15 protein-coding genes and 1 tRNA gene are annotated in these 17,739 nt (G+C 43.7%); 12 read left to right on the top strand and 4 right to left on the bottom strand.

Annotated elements, in window-relative coordinates:
* Positions 1 to 19 precede the first annotated feature (19 nt).
* The 11 genes from GQ367_RS07495 to GQ367_RS07545 all read left to right on the top strand — a co-directional run bounded on the left by GQ367_RS07495 (position 20) and on the right by GQ367_RS07545 (position 11,242).
* Positions 20 to 1,051 (top strand): methyltransferase domain-containing protein, encoded by a 1,032-nt coding sequence (locus GQ367_RS07495; RefSeq protein ID WP_215290354.1) that lies wholly within the window; start codon positions 20 to 22, stop codon positions 1,049 to 1,051.
* Between the two features lie 108 nt (positions 1,052 to 1,159).
* Positions 1,160 to 1,236: transfer RNA gene (locus GQ367_RS07500), tRNA-Met, on the top strand.
* 213 nt (positions 1,237 to 1,449) lie between these two features.
* A complete protein-coding gene (locus GQ367_RS07505; protein ID WP_215290355.1) occupies positions 1,450 to 2,715 on the top strand; it encodes a putative Na+/H+ antiporter in 1,266 nt (421 codons plus the stop codon).
* Between the two features lie 3 nt (positions 2,716 to 2,718).
* Positions 2,719 to 4,059, top strand: a complete 1,341-nt coding sequence (miaB, locus tag GQ367_RS07510) for a tRNA (N6-isopentenyl adenosine(37)-C2)-methylthiotransferase MiaB (RefSeq protein ID WP_215290356.1) — start codon at positions 2,719 to 2,721, stop codon at positions 4,057 to 4,059.
* Between the two features lie 7 nt (positions 4,060 to 4,066).
* Positions 4,067 to 4,531 (top strand): rRNA maturation RNase YbeY, encoded by a 465-nt coding sequence (gene ybeY, locus GQ367_RS07515; protein WP_215290357.1) that lies wholly within the window; start codon positions 4,067 to 4,069, stop codon positions 4,529 to 4,531.
* Between the two features lie 30 nt (positions 4,532 to 4,561).
* Positions 4,562 to 5,401, top strand: coding sequence for an HlyC/CorC family transporter (locus tag GQ367_RS07520; protein ID WP_215290358.1), 840 nt, complete (start codon positions 4,562 to 4,564; stop codon positions 5,399 to 5,401).
* A complete protein-coding gene (gene lnt / locus GQ367_RS07525) occupies positions 5,394 to 6,848 on the top strand; it encodes an apolipoprotein N-acyltransferase (RefSeq protein ID WP_215290359.1) in 1,455 nt (484 codons plus the stop codon). Before GQ367_RS07520 ends, lnt begins: the two co-directional genes overlap by 8 nt.
* 51 nt (positions 6,849 to 6,899) lie before the next feature.
* Entirely contained in the window at positions 6,900 to 7,799 is a 900-nt protein-coding gene (gene glyQ, locus GQ367_RS07530) for a glycine--tRNA ligase subunit alpha (RefSeq protein WP_215290360.1), read from the top strand.
* Entirely contained in the window at positions 7,796 to 9,931 is a 2,136-nt protein-coding gene (gene glyS / locus GQ367_RS07535) for a glycine--tRNA ligase subunit beta (RefSeq protein WP_215290361.1), read from the top strand. The genes glyQ and glyS overlap by 4 nt, the downstream gene beginning before the upstream one ends.
* Before the next feature lies 1 nt (position 9,932).
* Positions 9,933 to 10,493 carry a D-glycero-beta-D-manno-heptose 1,7-bisphosphate 7-phosphatase gene (gene gmhB, locus GQ367_RS07540; protein ID WP_215290362.1) on the top strand — a complete coding sequence of 187 codons (561 nt, stop codon included), beginning with the start codon at positions 9,933 to 9,935 and terminating at the stop codon, positions 10,491 to 10,493.
* Complete coding sequence (locus tag GQ367_RS07545) at positions 10,490 to 11,242, top strand: 1-acyl-sn-glycerol-3-phosphate acyltransferase (RefSeq protein ID WP_215290363.1); 753 nt, start codon at positions 10,490 to 10,492, stop codon at positions 11,240 to 11,242. Before gmhB ends, GQ367_RS07545 begins: the two co-directional genes overlap by 4 nt.
* Here GQ367_RS07545 and rsmA read toward each other — a convergent pair.
* The 4 genes from rsmA to GQ367_RS07565 are packed head-to-tail and all read right to left on the bottom strand — an operon-like array spanning position 11,231 to position 16,558.
* Complete coding sequence (rsmA, locus tag GQ367_RS07550) at positions 11,231 to 11,974, bottom strand: 16S rRNA (adenine(1518)-N(6)/adenine(1519)-N(6))-dimethyltransferase RsmA (RefSeq protein WP_251370239.1); 744 nt, start codon at positions 11,972 to 11,974, stop codon at positions 11,231 to 11,233. The genes GQ367_RS07545 and rsmA overlap by 12 nt on opposite strands.
* Positions 11,975 to 12,027: 53 nt before the next feature.
* Positions 12,028 to 12,987: a 4-hydroxythreonine-4-phosphate dehydrogenase PdxA gene (gene pdxA / locus GQ367_RS07555; RefSeq protein WP_215290365.1), complete on the bottom strand. Its 960-nt coding sequence runs from the start codon at positions 12,985 to 12,987 to the stop codon at positions 12,028 to 12,030.
* Positions 12,988 to 12,989: 2 nt separating this feature from the next.
* On the bottom strand, positions 12,990 to 14,312 hold the full coding sequence (locus GQ367_RS07560) for a peptidylprolyl isomerase (protein ID WP_215290366.1): 1,323 nt from the start codon (positions 14,310 to 14,312) through the stop codon (positions 12,990 to 12,992).
* A complete protein-coding gene (locus GQ367_RS07565; RefSeq protein ID WP_215290367.1) occupies positions 14,309 to 16,558 on the bottom strand; it encodes an LPS-assembly protein LptD in 2,250 nt (749 codons plus the stop codon). Before GQ367_RS07565 ends, GQ367_RS07560 begins: the two co-directional genes overlap by 4 nt.
* Before the next feature lie 132 nt (positions 16,559 to 16,690).
* Between GQ367_RS07565 and GQ367_RS07570 the strand changes: the two genes are divergently transcribed.
* The gene (locus GQ367_RS07570) at positions 16,691 to 17,716 is read left to right on the top strand and encodes an aminoglycoside phosphotransferase family protein (protein WP_215290368.1); all 1,026 of its coding nucleotides are present in this window, start codon (positions 16,691 to 16,693) and stop codon (positions 17,714 to 17,716) included.
* Positions 17,717 to 17,739 lie beyond the last annotated feature (23 nt).

Consider the following 17,739-nt stretch of genomic DNA (forward strand, 5'->3'; position numbering starts at 1 on the left):
TAAAAATAAATGGTGACTTATGGCCCCTACCTGTCAGTTATGTAATTCAACAAACTTGCAAACCAATCTTCAAAATGATGCCAAGAGCAAGTCACCACTGGCCATTTCATTCTGCTCCGATTGCAGTCTTGTTCAGCAACAAGAGATTCCTTCGGATGAAGAATTAAAAATCTACTATTCTCACAATTACCGTCAAGACTATAAAAGCACTTACTCACCAAAACCAAAGTATGTGCGTCGTGCAGGCATCACTGCATTAGATCGAATCAAATTTCTTGAATCACACGTTCAGCTATCCAATCAAGTTCTATTAGATATTGGTGCAGGTGGCGGTGAATTTGTGTACATGGCACAAAAAAGAGGTCTTCGATCCAAGGGCATAGAACCAAACCTTGGTTATTCAAGTTTCTCAAAAGAGCAATACGGTGTTGAAGTTAAAACAGCCATGCTGTCAGATGTTCAAGACTCCTCAGCAGACATCGTGACCTTGTTTCATGTGTTTGAACACATGGCAAAACCTTTAGAGGTGATGAAAAAGTTATATTCAAGTATCAAAGATGGTGGCTATCTGTTCATTGAGGTTCCAAATATTTTGCAAGCCGATGCATCACCACACAACATCTACTTCAAAGCCCACCTCTTCTATTATTCAAAATTCACACTTGCATGTGCTGCCAGTCAGTACTTTGATGTGATCAAAGTAGAAGATCAGGGAAACTTAAAAGTCTTATTCAAGAAAAAAGTTCAGCCCTCTGAAAATATTTCTTCAGTTCAGTCGGATCAAATTGAGTACTCTCAAAACAGAATTAATCAGAAGGGCTGGTTTGAATACCTCATCAATGGCAAAGGAATTCTTAAACCCTTCCTCAGAATTGAGCGAGTTGTCACAGAATTGTTTATAAAAAAATCGAGCCCTAAAGAAATACTGGATTCACTCTATACATCCAGAGAAGATTTTTATCGCCCACTCTCAAAACATCAGCTCAAACGAGGGGTCGCGTGGTCAAGTGCTGGTGGCCTGGGATTTATCGCAATTGAAGCATTTTGTTGATTGCATAAAGCGAAAAAGATTCTCAATCACTGTATTTACCCTCTATAAGTTGCTTAAACAGCCCCTGGCTAGGTGAAATTGCCAAAATAAGCTATACTTTCGGTCTTTGGCGAATTAGCTCAGCCGGTTAGAGCGACGGAATCATAATCCGCAGGTCCGGGGTTCGAATCCCTGATTCGCCACCAATTTCCCCCTCTCGCAGCATGAATCGATGAATGCGAGTCTGATTGAAAGCCCCAGGGTCCTCAATCAAAACCACAAAATCCCAGAAATACCCAGGTAGCCTCAATATCTACAACCCAGTATTAACTGGTATTTACCTAGTTCTTATGTGGAATTTCGGTGTTTTCAGTGGCTTACAATAGAGCCCATAACGTTTTGAATACCCAAGGCCATCAATGAACCCAACAACCTTACAAATTATCGCCACAACACTTTTTGCTATTGCGGTGTTGCACACATTTTCATCATCATTTTTTGAGCACTTAGCTCATAAGCAGCCAAACCACTCTGGTCTATGGCACTTACTTGGTGAAGTTGAGGCTGTTTTTGGTTTTTGGGCGATGATCTTAATTGTGTTCATGGCATTTGCTTCTGGCGGTTATCAACCTTCTGTTGAGTACTTAGAAAGCAGAAACTACACAGAGCCTTTGTTCGTATTCGCCATCATGGTGGTAGCAGCCAGTCGTCCTGTGTTGCACTTTGCTTCAGAGTTGGTGCGCTTGGTGTCTGGTTTACTCACCCAATTATTCCGCATCAATAATGTCACCACCAGTTATTTCGTGACACTCAGTCTTGTTCCATTGCTAGGCTCATTCATCACCGAGCCCGCAGCAATGACTTTGGCGGCACTACTTTTAAAGAAGAAAGTATTCAGTCAAACATCTAATACAAAATTAATGTACTTAACGATTGGCGTGCTGTTCGTTAACATTTCTATTGGTGGCGCATTAACCAGTTTTGCTGCTCCTCCAATCTTGATGGTGGCAAGCGCCTGGGGTTGGGACACCGCTTACGTTTTCCAAACATTCGGCATGAAAGCTGCTTTAGCAGTCATCATCAACGCCACATTGGTCACATTGTTGGTAAGAAGAGATTTACCTAAAGCAAATGCAAATCACCAGAACGATGTGATGCCACTCTTTGTTGTGGCAGTTCACTTACTTTTCTTAGCTGGCATCGTTGTGTTTGCTCACCACCCAGTGGTGTTCATGGGATTGCTACTTTTCTTCATGGGTTACACACACGCTTACGCTAAGTTTCAAAATCCTTTGCTCCTTAAAGAAGCTTTGATGGTTGCTTTCTTCCTAGCAGGATTGGTGGTACTTGGCGGCATGCAGCAATGGTGGTTACAACCGATTTTAGAAAACATGAGCAGCACGCTTGTTTACTACGGTGCAACAGCATTGACTGCCATCACTGACAATGCAGCTCTTACTTACCTTGGGTCTTTGGTTGAAGGTACTAGCGAAGAGTTTAAATATGCATTGGTTGCTGGCGCCATCACTGGCGGCGGCTTGACCGTGATTGCGAACGCACCAAATCCTGCTGGCATGTCCATTCTTCGTGAACATTTCCCTGATGGCAGCGTTTCTGCTCTGTGGTTATTCTTGGCAGCTTTGCCGCCAACCATCGTTGCGATCATTGCATTTCAGTTCATCTAAGCAATGAAAAAAGTTTATATCAAAACCTTCGGTTGTCAGATGAATGAATATGATTCTGACAAGATGGCGGACGTGCTCCACCATCACGATGGCATGGTAAAAACTGATACGCCAGAAGATGCAGATTTAATTCTTTTAAATACTTGCTCCGTTCGCGAAAAGGCTCAAGAAAAAGTTTTCTCTGACTTGGGTCGACTACGTGAATTAAAGTTAAAAAGACCTGAACTGATGATTGGTGTTGGCGGTTGTGTTGCCAGCCAAGAAGGCAAACACATCGTTAACCGCGCACCTTATGTTGACATTGTGTTTGGTCCACAAACCCTGCACAGACTTCCTGAACTGATTCAGGCACGACAATCAAGCGGCCTATCTCAGGTTGACATCAGCTTTCCAGAAATTGAAAAATTTGATAACTTGCCTCCAGCCAAAGTTGAAGGCGGTGCAGCGTATGTATCGATCATGGAAGGCTGCTCTAAATATTGCAGCTATTGCGTGGTTCCCTACACAAGGGGCGAAGAAGTTTCTAGACCATTTGAAGATGTTCTAACTGAAGTAGCTGGCTTGGCACAACAAGGTGTTCAAGAGATTCAGTTATTGGGTCAGAACGTGAATGCCTACCGAGGCAGTATTGCTGGATCTAGTGAGATTGCTGACTTTGCGATGCTATTGGAATATGTGGCAGAAATACCAGGCGTTGAGCGAATTCGTTTCACGACCAGTCATCCTAAAGAATTCACACAACGCTTGATTGATGCGTACACAAAGATTCCTAAGCTTGTGAACCATCTGCACTTACCAGTTCAACATGGCTCAGACAGAGTTTTAGCGAACATGAAACGTGGCTACACAATCTTGGAATACAAAAGCATCATCAAAAAGATGAAAGCTGTGCGTCCCGGCATTTCCATTTCAAGTGACTTCATCGTTGGCTTTCCGGGCGAGACAGAAGAAGATTTTGAGCAACTCATGAAGTTGGTCAAAGAAGTTAAATTTGATAACAGCTATTGCTTCACTTATAGCGAGCGACCTGGAACCCCTGCCGCCAATCTTGTAGATGACGTTCCATTGGCAGTTAAAAATGATCGTCTTAAAAGATTGGTGTCTCAAATTGATCAGCATGTTTTAGAAATTAATCAAAGCATGGTGGGTAAAACTGAGCTTGCCATGGTTGAAAGCATGGCGCGCGATGGCATTCATCTGCAATGCCGCACAGAAAATGGTCGCGTTGCTCTCATCAACGCTGGATCAGATCAAGCCAAACGCCTGATCGGTAAATTAATGCCTGTGACATTCACGGAAGCGATGCCGCACTCTTTGCGTGGCGAATTGATGATTCAGGAATGAATAAACAATGAGCCAAGCATTTAAGCTAACACTCGAACTTCAGTTCGCCAGCGAATCTCTTGAACAAACTTGGTCACCGCTGATCAGCAAGAGAAAAATCGGCAACTGGATTAAAAAAGCTTTGCAACAAGACGCCAGCATGACCGTGAGATTTGTTGGCAATGCGGAGAGTAAAAAGTTAAACGCGACGTACCGACACAAAGACTATGCCACCAATATTCTGACTTTTCCCTACGATATTGATCCCAATAGCAATGCCCTGAATGCTGACTTAGTGATTTGTCTGCCAGTACTCAAAAAAGAAGCCATGGCTCAAAAAAAATCCATTGAGCAACATTTGATACATTTGATTGTTCACGGCACACTTCATGCCCAAGGTTTTGATCATGAAGATGAAATTGAAGCTGAAGCAATGGAATCGCTTGAAATCAATATTCTAAAAAGCCTAAAACAGGCAAACCCTTACTGCTGAATTTAAATAAATCAGTTATTCTTACCCATTATGACAACTGAACCCGAGTCGAAAAGCCTCCTAGAACGCATCAGCGCATTGCTGACGCCAAGCCCTTCTTCACCATCAGAGCAGCGTCGCGAGCTCCTGGAAACTCTCAAAGAAGCTCAAGCGGATGGCCTCATCGATGCAGACGCCTTATCAATGATTGAGGGCGTTTTCCAAGTTAGCGAACTTTCAGCCAGAGATATTCTGATCCCTCGAGCTCAAATCGATTGGATCGATATCAATGAATCAGTTGAAGACACGATTGCAGAAGTCATCAGAGCAGCACACTCACGATTCCCCGTATACGAAAACAATCGCGATAACGTGATTGGCATTCTGCTTGCGAAAGACTTGCTGCGTCATTCTCAAGAAGAAGACTTTCAATTGCGCGACTGGTTAAGACCAGCGGTATTTATTCCTGAATCAAAACGCTTGAGTGTTCTTTTGAAAGATTTCAGAGAACACCGCAACCACATTGCCATCGTTGTTGATGAATACGGTGGCGTTGCAGGTTTAGTCACCATTGAAGACGTGCTAGAACAAATTGTGGGTGACATTGAAGATGAACATGACACCGATGACATCGAAGACAACATCATCAATGTCAGCGAAACGAAGTTCAGAATCCGTGGCATCACCGAATTAGATCAAGTCAATAAAGCCTTAGGAACCAGCTTTGCCGATCAAGACAATGACACCCTTGCTGGGTTCATCTTGAAAAACTTGGGCAGAGTTCCACACAAAGGTGAATCCATCACGATTGGAAACATTCTTTTTGAGGTTCAACGAGCCGATGCCAGACAAGTGCACGTTTTATTAGCCACCAAATTAGAAATTGATTAAAGCCTTACTTTTTTTCCTTCTAGGAAGTGTCTGCGCTTGGTTGATTGAGTTGCCTTTTGGCGGCTGGTTTTTAATCCTTGGTTTAGCGCTTTATATCCACTTTATATTTAAAGAGCAAAGAGCTTTTCTTTTTGGCTGGCTGTTTGGCCTAGGTTATTTCTGCAATGCACTTTGGTGGCTTTTTATCAGCCTTCATGACGTAGGAAAAATCGCTGCGCCCATTTCTGTTCTAGCGGTCATTGCCCTCTCAGCATATTTGGCATTATTTACAGCAACTGCGATCAAGCTGGTCCACCAATTTCATTCGTCTGCGGCCAGAGTTCTAGGGCTTGCTAGTTCATGGGCCATCATGGAATGGGCCAGAGGACAATTATTCACGGGCTTTCCTTGGGCAGGTCTTGCTGAGTCGCAAGTGGATGGTCCATTCTTTGCGTGGGCAACACTTTTGGGCGGCCTGGCATGCACCTGGTTTTGCGTTGGTTTAGCAGGCTACCTCAGTCAAGGCAAACACAACTTATTCACCAAGCTTGTTGCGTCCATCACCATCATTTCAGCCAGTCATGCTTTGGCCTTGATTTCATTCACCGAACCGATTGGTAGGCCGATTGATGTGACTTTGATTCAGGGTAATTTTGAGCAATCACTTAAATTCAACCCTGAATACATCCAGCAACAAATTAACTTTTATTCCAATGCCATCAAGAGCAGTGATAGCCATTTAGTGGTTGCGCCAGAAACAGCCTTTCCTTTACCGCTCAAGATGATTCCACAAGAAGTCATTTCAGAGATCAAGCCAAACACGGCAAAAAAGAATGTGATTCTTGGGGCGGTCAGTACAGGTCAATCTGGCTTACCAACAAACTCAGCGATTGCTTTGAATCAAGGTAACTTGATTTATCAATACGATAAAAGTCACTTGGTTCCATTTGGGGAATTCATCCCATGGGGTTTCCAATGGTTCATAGACTTATTCAAAGTCCCTCTGGGGAACTTCGATCGTGGCTCAGCAACCCAGACGCCATACATTCTTGAACAGGGCATCGACCAAATTGCCATTGGTCTGATGATTTGCTACGAGGATGTTTTTGGTGGTGAGTTGGCCAAGAGACAAAGAAATTCATCACTGGAACATCATCTGTGGATTAACTTAACAAATCTAGCCTGGTTTGGAGATAGCCAAGCGCCAGAGCAACAACTCAGATTGGCTCGCCTAAGATCCATTGAAACTGGCATTCCCACCTTGCGAGCAACGAACACCGGGGTCACAGCCGTGATCAATTCTCAAGGTCAGGTTGTCTATGAATTACCGAAATTTCAACAAGCCACTCTCAAAGCCAGCGTGCAAGCCTATTCAGGTAAAACACCCTATGTATGGCTGGGAGATTTTCCAATTTTGATCATTAGTGGTCTTTTGCTTATATTTGCTTGGTATCAAAACAAAAAATAAGGTAATTTCCCCCAAGAAAGGTAAAATCTACGGGTTCAGGAAACCTAATATATGCTTACCTTTCAGCAAGTTATTCTTACTCTTCAAAATTACTGGGACCAACAAGGTTGCGCCCTTCTTCAGCCCGTCGACCTAGAGGTTGGCGCCGGCACATCGCATACAGCGACATTTTTGAGAGCCATCGGCCCAGAACCATGGAAGGCTGCTTACGTACAACCATCACGCCGCCCAAAAGACGGTCGCTATGGTGAAAACCCAAATCGTTTGCAACACTACTACCAATACCAAGTAGTGTTAAAGCCAGCCCCTGAAAATATTTTAGATTTGTATCTTGGTAGCTTAGAAGCTTTAGGCTTAGACCTAAAACAAAATGACATTCGCTTTGTTGAAGACGACTGGGAAAACCCAACGCTGGGTGCCTGGGGTCTAGGTTGGGAAGTTTGGCTCAATGGCATGGAAGTCACACAGTTCACTTACTTTCAACAAGTGGGCGGCATCGACTGCAAACCAATTTTGGGTGAAATCACTTATGGCTTAGAACGCTTGGCCATGTATTTGCAAAAAGTTGAAAACGTTTACGACTTGGTCTGGACCGAAGGCGTTAGTTACGGCGACGTCTACCATCAGAACGAAGTTGAGCAATCAACCTACAACTTTGAATACTCAAATGCAGATTTGTTATTCCAGCAATTCACCAATTACGAAAGTGAAGCCAAGCGCTTGATGGAAATTCCTTTGGCCCTGCCTGCTTATGAAATGGTTTTAAAGGCAGCTCACACATTTAACTTGTTAGATGCTCGCGGCGCAATTTCTGTCACAGAGCGCGCAGCTTATATCGGACGTATTCGTAACTTATCTCGCAGCGTTGCACAGGCTTACTTCGAGTCTAGAGAAAAATTGGGATTCCCGATGTGTCAACCGATGAATCAAAAATCAGGAGGTGCAAAATGAGCCACACTCCATTGATCATTGAGTTATTCACAGAAGAACTTCCACCAAAGGCTTTAAAGAAGTTTGGTCAGAGTTTTTCTGAAAGCATTGAGCAATCACTGAACGCTCAAGGTTTGTTGGGCGCTAGCAGTGTGACCACCAGCTATGCCACACCACGCAGACTGGCTGTTCACCTATCAGATGTTCTAGCAAAAGCACCTAAGCGCCAAGTCAAAGAAAAATTATTGCCCGTGTCCATTGCACTCGACGCTGATGGAAAAGCAACAGCACCTCTATTAAAAAAGCTCGCTGCTTTGGGTCACCCTGATATCAGCTTAGATCAATTAGAAAGACAGGGCAGCGATAAATCAGAAACTTTTTACTTGAATGTTGAAGTCACTGGTCAAACATTGACTGCTGGATTACAGACTGCTTTAGAGCAAGCCATTAGCAAGCTGCCAATTCCCAAATTGATGCGCTATCAAATCGCACCAGGCACTGCTCAAGTCAAAGATGTTGAATTTGTGCGTCCTGCTCATGGCTTGGTGGCCATGCATGGTGCAGATCTCATCAATATTCAAGCTTTGGGCTTAAAAGCTCACAACACGACTTTGGGTCATCGCTTTTTATCCAATGGCACCTTGACGATCAAACATGCTGACGAGTACGCTAAAACTCTAGAAACATCTGGCAAAGTCATTGCAAGCTACAGCGATCGCATTGAAAAGATCCGCGAATCATTGCTCAAAGCTTCGAATGGTCATTCTGTGCTGATGCCAGAATCTCTTTTAGAAGAAGTTTGCTCATTGGTTGAGTGGCCAGTTGTTTACACCTGCGAGTTTGAAAAAGAATTCTTGGAAGTTCCTCAAGAGTGCTTGATTCTGACCATGCAGACGAATCAAAAATACTTTGCAATGACCGACAAGAACGGTAAGCTGGTCAATCAATTTTTGATTGTGTCAAACATTGAAACATCAACTCCCGAAGCCATCATCTCCGGTAACGAACGCGTGGTGAGACCTCGTTTGGCCGATGCAAAATTCTTCTACGAACAAGATCGCAAGAAAACCTTGTTTGAGCGCACAGCTCTTTTATCTAAAGTTGTTTATCACAACAAATTAGGCACTCAATTAGAAAGAACTGAAAGAGTTGCCAAAATTGCTGAAGCGATTGGCAATGAACTTAAAAAGCATGAAGCCTCTATTGACGTGAGCTTGGCTATCCGTGCCGCTCAGCTAGCAAAAGCAGATTTATTGACCGATATGGTTGGCGAGTTCCCGGAGCTGCAAGGGATCATGGGTCGCTATTACGCATTGAACGACAAAGAGTACCCTGATGTGGCCGCAGCCTGTATGGAACACTATGCGCCAAGATTTGCAGGAGATGCGCTACCGGTCACTGATACGGGCACCATCTTGGCTCTTGCCGATAAATTAGAAACTCTAGTGGGTATCTGGGGCATTGGTTTGGCACCAACTGGTGAAAAAGACCCATTTGCTTTGCGTCGCCACGCCTTGGGTATCTGCAGAATTCTTTTAGAGAAGAAACTGCCTCTGAATATCCGTGATGTACTGCAAGCCACCATCAAACAATTCTCCCAAGAAGAAGTTCATCAAAACTCTTCAGTTGATGTGATCCATGGCTTTATCTTGGATCGTCTAAGAGCCTATCTAAAAGATCAGCAGTGGGATGGCAAGAATTACTCAACCAATGAGGTTGAATCTGTTGTCAGTCAGTTGCCTGTTGTTTTTGGTGATGTTCTTGAAAGACTGAAAGCTGTGAGATTGTTCAGTGCTTTAGATGAGTCAACAGCTCTAGCAGCCGCCAATAAACGAATTGGAAACATCCTGAAGAAGGTTGATTTCAAGATACCTGATAGCGTTGATAACAATCTACTCACTTTGGATGCTGAGAAATCTTTGGCCAAAGCACTGGATCAAATTCTTCCACAGGTGAATCAGTCCTTTAAAAACGGTCAATTCACAGAAGCTCTACAAGCTTTTGCTACTTTGAGAGTCGAGGTTGATAACTTCTTTAACGATGTCATGGTGATGGATCCTGACACCAAGTTAAGAGACAACCGCTTGGCTTTGCTAGCAAAAATGCATGGTCTCATGAATCAAGTTGCTGATATTGGCAAATTAGCCAGCTAATATGCCTCAAAAGATAACCCATTCGAAGTTGGTGATTTTGGATAGAGATGGCGTCATTAACCATGACAGTGATCACTACATCAAATCACCCGATGAATGGGAACCAATCCCAGGCAGCCTAGAAGCCATCGCCAAGCTTAATCAAGCTGGGTACCACATAGCAGTTGCAACGAACCAATCTGGCATTGGTCGCGGTCTCTATGACATGGATACCTTGAACGCCATTCATATGAAATTTCACCGTCTCTTGGCAAAAGTCGGCGGGCATGTTGACGCCATTTTCTTTTGCCCACACACAGACGCTGATGGCTGTCATTGCAGAAAACCTCTACCAGGCATGATTGAACAAATTTCACAGCGTTATGGGGTTCCAATCAAAGGCGTGCCCATCGTTGGTGACAGCGTCAGAGATTTGGTTGCAGGAGTGAGCGTTGGTGCTGAACCGCACCTTGTTCTAACTGGTAAAGGTGAGAAAGCACGTGCCAGCGGCGAACTTCCGCCCTACACCGCGATCCATCAAGATTTAATGGCTTTTGTTAATCACTTCATCGGACGAACATGATTTTTATCAGATCTCTGATTTTTTTCTTGGCCATGCTGCTCATCACACCAGTGTATGCCGTGGCTTGTTTAATCGTCTTTCCAGTTGTTAACGCCTCAACTCGCTATGAGTTTGTGAAAGGTTGGAACATCACCATCACTTATTTAGCAAAAGTGATTTGCAAGATTGAATACGAAATCATTGGTCTAGAAAATATGAAAGCCGTTTTAGATCAACCGGCAATCATCCTATCGAAGCACCAATCTGCTTGGGAGACCATCTCCTTTATCGCTTTATTCCCAAAACAATTGTGTTTTGTATTCAAGCGCGAACTTCTTTGGATTCCATTTTTTGGTTGGGCTTTGGCTTTATTGCGCATGATTCACATCAATCGCTCCAAAACCTCTGCAGCTTCCCAATCGATTGCCAGTCAGGGTAAGAAATATTTAGCCCAAGGCATCTGGATCATTATTTTTCCTGAAGGCACCAGAACAAAACCAGGCGCAAACACCAACTATCGCAAAGGCGGGGCTCGATTAGCAAGCGCCACCAAGGCTTGGGTGATTCCTGTGGCACACAATGCAGGACAGGTGTGGCCAAGAAATAGCTTTCTAAAGTATCCAGGAAAAATCACTGTCTCAATTGGACCAGCCATCACTTCTGAAAATAAATCAGCTGAAGAATTACATCAACAAACTGAACGGTGGATTGAAGCTGAAATGCGCGTGATTGATGCGCCAGCTTATAAAACCAAGCAATTAATGCGCTAGCTGGCGAGCCCAGCTAATGTAGTCCTCAACTGAGATATCTTGGGCGCGCAGCCCTAAAACATCATCGCTTAGCTTCAAGACATCTTTGATGCTGACAAGATTATTTCTCAATACTTTTCTTCTTTGCGCAAAAGCCATAGAAACAACTCGCTCCAGTGACTCATACTCCTTGGCAGTCAAATGGATATCTTTCCTTGGAATCATTTTCACAATGGCTGAATTTACTTTGGGCGGTGGATCAAAGCATTCAGGAGGCACATCTAGAACATTCTCCATGTGATATTTTGACTGCAACATCACTGATAGTCGCCCATATTCTGAATCACCATGCTGCGCAGCCATCCGCTCCACCACTTCAGCTTGCAACATAAAAACTTGTTCATCAACATCCGCCACGGCAGACATTAAATGAAAAAGTAGCGGCGAAGAAATATTGTAAGGAAGATTGCCCACAATTTTGACGCGCGCTTCAGGTGCATTTTTTTGAAGCAAGGCCCTTTGCTCTTTGGCCCACGTTTGGAAGTCAAATTTCAGAGCATCAGATTCATGAACTTGAAGTTTCTGAATCGCTTGGTTTTTCCAAAACTTAACCAAATCTCTATCAAGCTCAACCACTGCCATGGCATCCAAGCAATTGAGCAAAGGCTTTGTCATGGCACCCAATCCAGGGCCAATTTCAATTAATGCATCTTGCGGTTGTGGATCAATGGCTTTGATGATGAGATGAATCATCCCGCTATCAACCAAAAAGTGCTGTCCAAAGCGTTTGCGAGCTTGATGTGCCACTAAGAACCTTTAGCCTTGACCATTTGATAAGCCACATTCAAAGCAGCCAACATGCTGCTTGAATCCGCCTGACCTTTTCCTGCAATGCTTAAAGCAGTGCCATGATCCACGGATGTGCGGATGATTGGCAACCCCAAGGTGACATTCACACCTTCACCAAATGTGGCAAATTTAAATGGAGCCAAACCTTGATCGTGATACATGGCCAAAATCACATCGGCACTTTTTAACTTATCAGGACTGAAAATCGTATCGCCAGGGAATGGTCCTGAAACACGGTAATTTTTCTGCTTCATGCGCTCAATTGCTGGAGCAATCACATCCCTCTCCTCAAGCCCCATGTGACCAGACTCACCCGCATGAGGATTTAAGCCTGTGACATAAATCCTTGGATCTTGGATGCCAAATTTATTTTTAAGATCTTGCCAAACAATTTCAATTGTTTTTTCAATCAATTCGGCTGTGATTGAAGCAGATACCTTTTGCAAAGGAATGTGCGTGGTGGTCAGCGCTACCCTTAATTGATCCGGAAGAAGATTTGATTCAAAAATAGGTTTGCCGCAAAGCATCATCACAACCAAGTCAGTGCTGCACTTCTCGGCCAAGTATTCAGTGTGGCCACTGAACTTAACACCCGAATCAGAAATAACGCTTTTTTGAACTGGGGCGGTGACCATAGCTTGGTACTCGCCATTCAAACAACCCTCTATTGCAACATCCAATGTTTTTAAAACATAGGGCGCATTCAAAACATTCAGCTGACCAGGCACAACCGTTTCACCAAGCGCGCAATGCTTGAAGAACAACCTGTCATGGCTCTTAAGCCCAAGCAACGATTGATCAGCCACCAGGTGAATGCTGACATCAGGATGTTGCGCTAAAAACTCCTGAGCAGCCTTTTGACTGATTTCTGGGCCAATGCCAGCCGGCTCGCCAGTGGTCAGAGCAATATGAATCATCGTTAATTAGATTGGCGGATTTCTACAGTGGCCGCATCTCTGATTTGACGAATCCAGTCTTGGTAGGCTTGATCCAACTTCTTCTCTCTGATGGCAGCTCTGGCGTAATCACGCTGCTTATCAGCCGATAGTTGAGCTTGACGTCTTTCAACCACTTGAATCAAATGCCAACCAAATTCAGTTCTCACTGGATCACTGACTTCATTGATATTTAATTGGTTCATGGCCTGCTCAAATTCTGGCACCAATTCACCAGGAGACATCCAACCCAAATTGCCACCGTTTGGCGCAGAACCATCTTCTGAATGCTTCTTGGCCAACAGTGAAAAATCAGATGCCTTCACTTTGATTTGGTCTTTAAAACCATTTAATCGACGCTGAGCTTCAAGGTCTGTCACACCAGGACGATGTCTCAAAAGAATATGTCGAGCCTGAGTTTGCGTCACAACAATGTTTTGAGCATTTGCTGATAAGGCGCCTTTTCTATCAAGCACTTTGATGATGTGAAAACCAGCGCCACTTTGCAAAATACGAGGAATCATTTGATTGGCTCCAATGCCCTGAGCGCCATCCACAAACAATTGCGGCAAACGATCCAAGGTTCTATAACCAAGATCTTCAACTCGAATACCTGATCCTGGCAGTGCAATCTTTTTGCCATAAGCTAAAAAGTCTTTTTCAGCACTTGCTTGCTTTAAAACATCTTCGGCTTTATTTTTTGCCGCAGCTATCTCAGACTCGCTGGCATTGGCTGGCAAAGCAACCACCAACTGGGCAAGATAAATTTCATCATTACCCGCCTGCAATACTTTGCCTCTATTTTTTTCAGAAATGTAGCTATCAATTTCGCTTTCACTGACTTGCACACGCGCATCGACTTCACGTTCACGTAATCTTGCCGCTTGTACTTCTTTGCGAATTTCTTCTTTGTACTTATTAAAGCTCGTGCCCTCTTTTTCAATCTTGAGCTTTAGTTCTGTAACTGATAATTTACTTTGCGCTGCGATGTTGCCAAGAATTCTGTCTAAATCTTTATCGCTGACTTTAATTCCAGCTTCTTTTGCTAAGTTTTGTTGAATACGATCAGAAATCAAACGCTCTAAAACTTGCGCCCTTAAATCATCTGCAGGAGGCAATGCTCTATTGGCAGCTTTGAATTGTTTTTCAATCTGGGCGATTCTGTTTTCAAGCTCCAACTTGGTTACCAGGCTTGTATCAACGACTGCAATCACCTCATCGATGGATCTATTTTTATTTTGCGCTAAAGGCATCTCACTGAAGAGCATCAAAGCAATTGCACTGAAAACAATATTAGCTAGCTTCATTCGTAACTTTCAAATGGTGATATTGGTGCTGGATTAGGGCTGATGGGCTCATATCCAGGTATATTAAAACGAATTAAGTTAATAGGGTTACTGCCCAAACCAGTGAAGCCCTTAAAGTCAATCTGCATATAAATTTCAGAAGTCGACAACACAGATGTGTTTTGATAGTGACGGTGAACCACTCTGACCACCCAGCAATCGGCATCGTATTCAAGACCGGCCACTCGATTCAATACCTGATTAGAAATTAAGTCGAAGTTGTAGCGTGCAATACCGTACCACTGACGTGTGATGGGCCATTGCCCTGAAAGCTCATACTGGTCTGAAGTTGCTTTGGCATCAGCAGGGTTAATCACTCTCTTATAGCTGGCATTTAATAATTTTCTTAATTCAGGTCGATAGCTGGCTGTCACGCTTTGCTGAACTAATTTAGATATTTGCTCGTTGTACTGAATCACACCATCAAGGTTAAAGTTACCCACCAAGCGAGTGGAGAGACCTGCCAATAGATCGGATCTCTTTATAGGAGTCTGTTCGGTGGTCAAGCCAACGCGCTGACCTTCCATATCAATACGTTGAGCAATGGTGGCACGTAAACGTTCAATACCTGTGTCAGCATCTAAAACTCGTGAAGTAATACCAAAGGTTACTTTGTTGTTATCGGCGATACGGTCATTACCAGCAAAAGAATTTTCACTAAAAATCTGAGAGATTCCAAAACCAGCATCAGCGGTATCAAATAAAGGTAAATCGTTTTGATAACGGTATGGTGTGTAAACATAAAAAGCTCTTGGCTCAAGAGTCATCAATATATTTCTACTGAACAATGTATTTAACTCAAGAGCATCACGCTCAAGGATCAAACCTGAATCCAAGCTGAATGTTGGTAAAGTGATATTTTTATTTAAATCAGCTTGACCAGGAAAAGGATCCACTGAATATTGCGTTGTTCTTAAAGATACCTTTGGAGTCAGGTAATACCCAGGCGTCATGAATGGACGAGCAACCGATGTGGTTGCATAAGCACGATTACCTTCTTTAAAGGTTCTACTAGAGTTAACTAAACCTTTGTATGTGAACTTGGTAGCATCTGTTTCAACAGTGACATTCAAACCACTCCAATTATTTCTGACATATTTAGCATTGACTTGTGGCTCTCGCTCATATGGCAGAAGTACTTGATAAGCAGGGTTTGGATCTGGCTGTAAAGTTTGGAACTTTTGTACTCTGGTCAAAATATTCCAGCCAGCATAGCCATACCTTGCGCCAACTTCTTGGTTGAACTGGCGATTGACCACACCATTCAAGCTCTTACCCAGATCATCAACATACAAGTCATCCGATACCTTGCTGTAATCAGCGTACCCCTGAAGACCATTCGCAATATTTTGAGTGTGCTTTAAACCAAAGGCCCAACGATTTTTGCCATAAGCAGCATCATCCAAAGCTTCAGCAGTGACCACACCCGTGTAATTTCTATCCAAGTAACGATATTCAACACCCAACTGCTCACCACGCCCCTCAAGGTAGCGGGGGAACAAAGTCATGTCTCGATTAGGTGCCAAATTGATATAGTAAGGAACAGTGATATCCCAACCTTTAACCCCGCCACGACTGGCACGACCGTACGTTGGAGATAAGAATCCTGAACGACGCCCAGAGCCAGTAGGCAATGAAAAGATCGGCGTATACAAAATAGGTACTTCGAAGAAATGAAGAACGGCATTAGTTCCGACCGCTGTTTGAGTATCTTGCTCTACATCCATTCGACTGGCCGTCAAATACCAATCTAAATTTTCTGGGCGGCAAGTGCTGTACGTTAACTTTTCAAATTCAATTTCATTGTCTTCTTTGAACTCAACTCGGCGAGCCTTACCGCCACCGCCAATATCTCTAAGTTCATAGTCAGGCTCATCCATCCAGCCCTCTTGAGCATCAACCTTGATTTTTGCTTTGGGACCTTTGAAAGAAGTGGAGTCTTTTAATAAGGTTGCATGGCCATCAACATCTGCAATATCGGTATCAGGGTCATAAGTGATGACATCGCCCTTGATCACCGTGCGATTTCTTCTGATCACCGCATCGCCCTCTAGGCGCATTTGACGATCCATGACTCCGTCCAATTTCTTGGATGAAGTAAAAGTCGGTGCCACATCATCAGGAACAACGGGTCTTACCAATAACTGGTCTGCTAACTTCAGTTTTAGCGGATCTTCCTTGGGCAAAACATCTTGGGCAAAACCCATTGATGCCAGAGAAAAAGAAGCACAAAAACCTCCCACTTTAAGAAGTGATGGGAGTCGTTTGATATCGAGAATAAAGCTCGGAACGATAAAAGTTTTAGGCATATGACTTAAGTGCTTTTATTATACGAACCCATGAACCCTGATATCCGCTTATCTCAATTAAATTCTTGGTTGGCTAATTTGGCAAGCAAGTGGTCACTAACTCCTGAAAGCTTGGCGCCCGCATCAAGCGACGCCAGTTTTAGGCGTTATTTCAGGGTCACAGGCAATAAAAATGGGGCTCATCAGAGTTTTATCGTGATGGACGCCCCGCCAGCAACCGAGGACACCAAGCCTTTTATCGCTATTTCTGAGCTTTTTGCCCAAGCCAAACTCAATGTGCCATTGGTTCTTGAACAAGACACTGATCAAGGATTTTTGCTTTTAAGTGATTTGGGCAATGAAACCTATCTATCAGCGCTCAATCCGGTCTCTGCCCCAAAGCTCTATGAAGATGCCAATTCAGCCCTGATTCAACTGCAATTGGCCAGCAAACCAGGCATTCTTCCTGAGTACAACAAAGAGCTGCTGAGTCGTGAGCTGAATCTATTTACCGAGTGGTATTTGGGTAAACACCTCAATTTAGAGCTGAATTCAAAACAAAGCGCCGATTTGGCCCATATTTTTGAGCTAATTCTAGAAAATAACCTCTCCCAAGCGCAGGTATACGTTCACCGAGATTTTCACAGTAGAAATCTGATGGTGATTGGTGAAAACAATCCAGGGATTTTGGATTTCCAAGATGCGGTCTACGGTCCCATCACTTACGATTTGGCCTCTTTGTATCGTGATGCCTACATTGAATGGGAAGAGCCTGAGCAAATGGACTGGCTGATCCGCTATTGGGACAAGGCCCGCAAAGCTGGATTGCCAGTACCCCAAGAGTTTGGCGACTTCTATCGTGATTTCGAATGGATGGGCCTACAAAGACATTTAAAAGTTTTAGGTATCTTTGCTCGCCTTTATCACCGTGACGGCAAGGATGGCTATTTAAAAGATATTCCTTTGGTTTTCAAATACACTAGAAAAGTGGCTGAAAGATACATTGCCCTTAAACCCCTTCTACAGCTTTTAGACACCATCGAAGGCATTGACCGCCCAGACGGATTAACTTTTTAATGACCAATCTCTCCCCTATTCCT

Source organism: Polynucleobacter sp. MWH-CaK5, assembly GCF_018687615.1.
Taxonomy (GTDB): domain Bacteria; phylum Pseudomonadota; class Gammaproteobacteria; order Burkholderiales; family Burkholderiaceae; genus Polynucleobacter.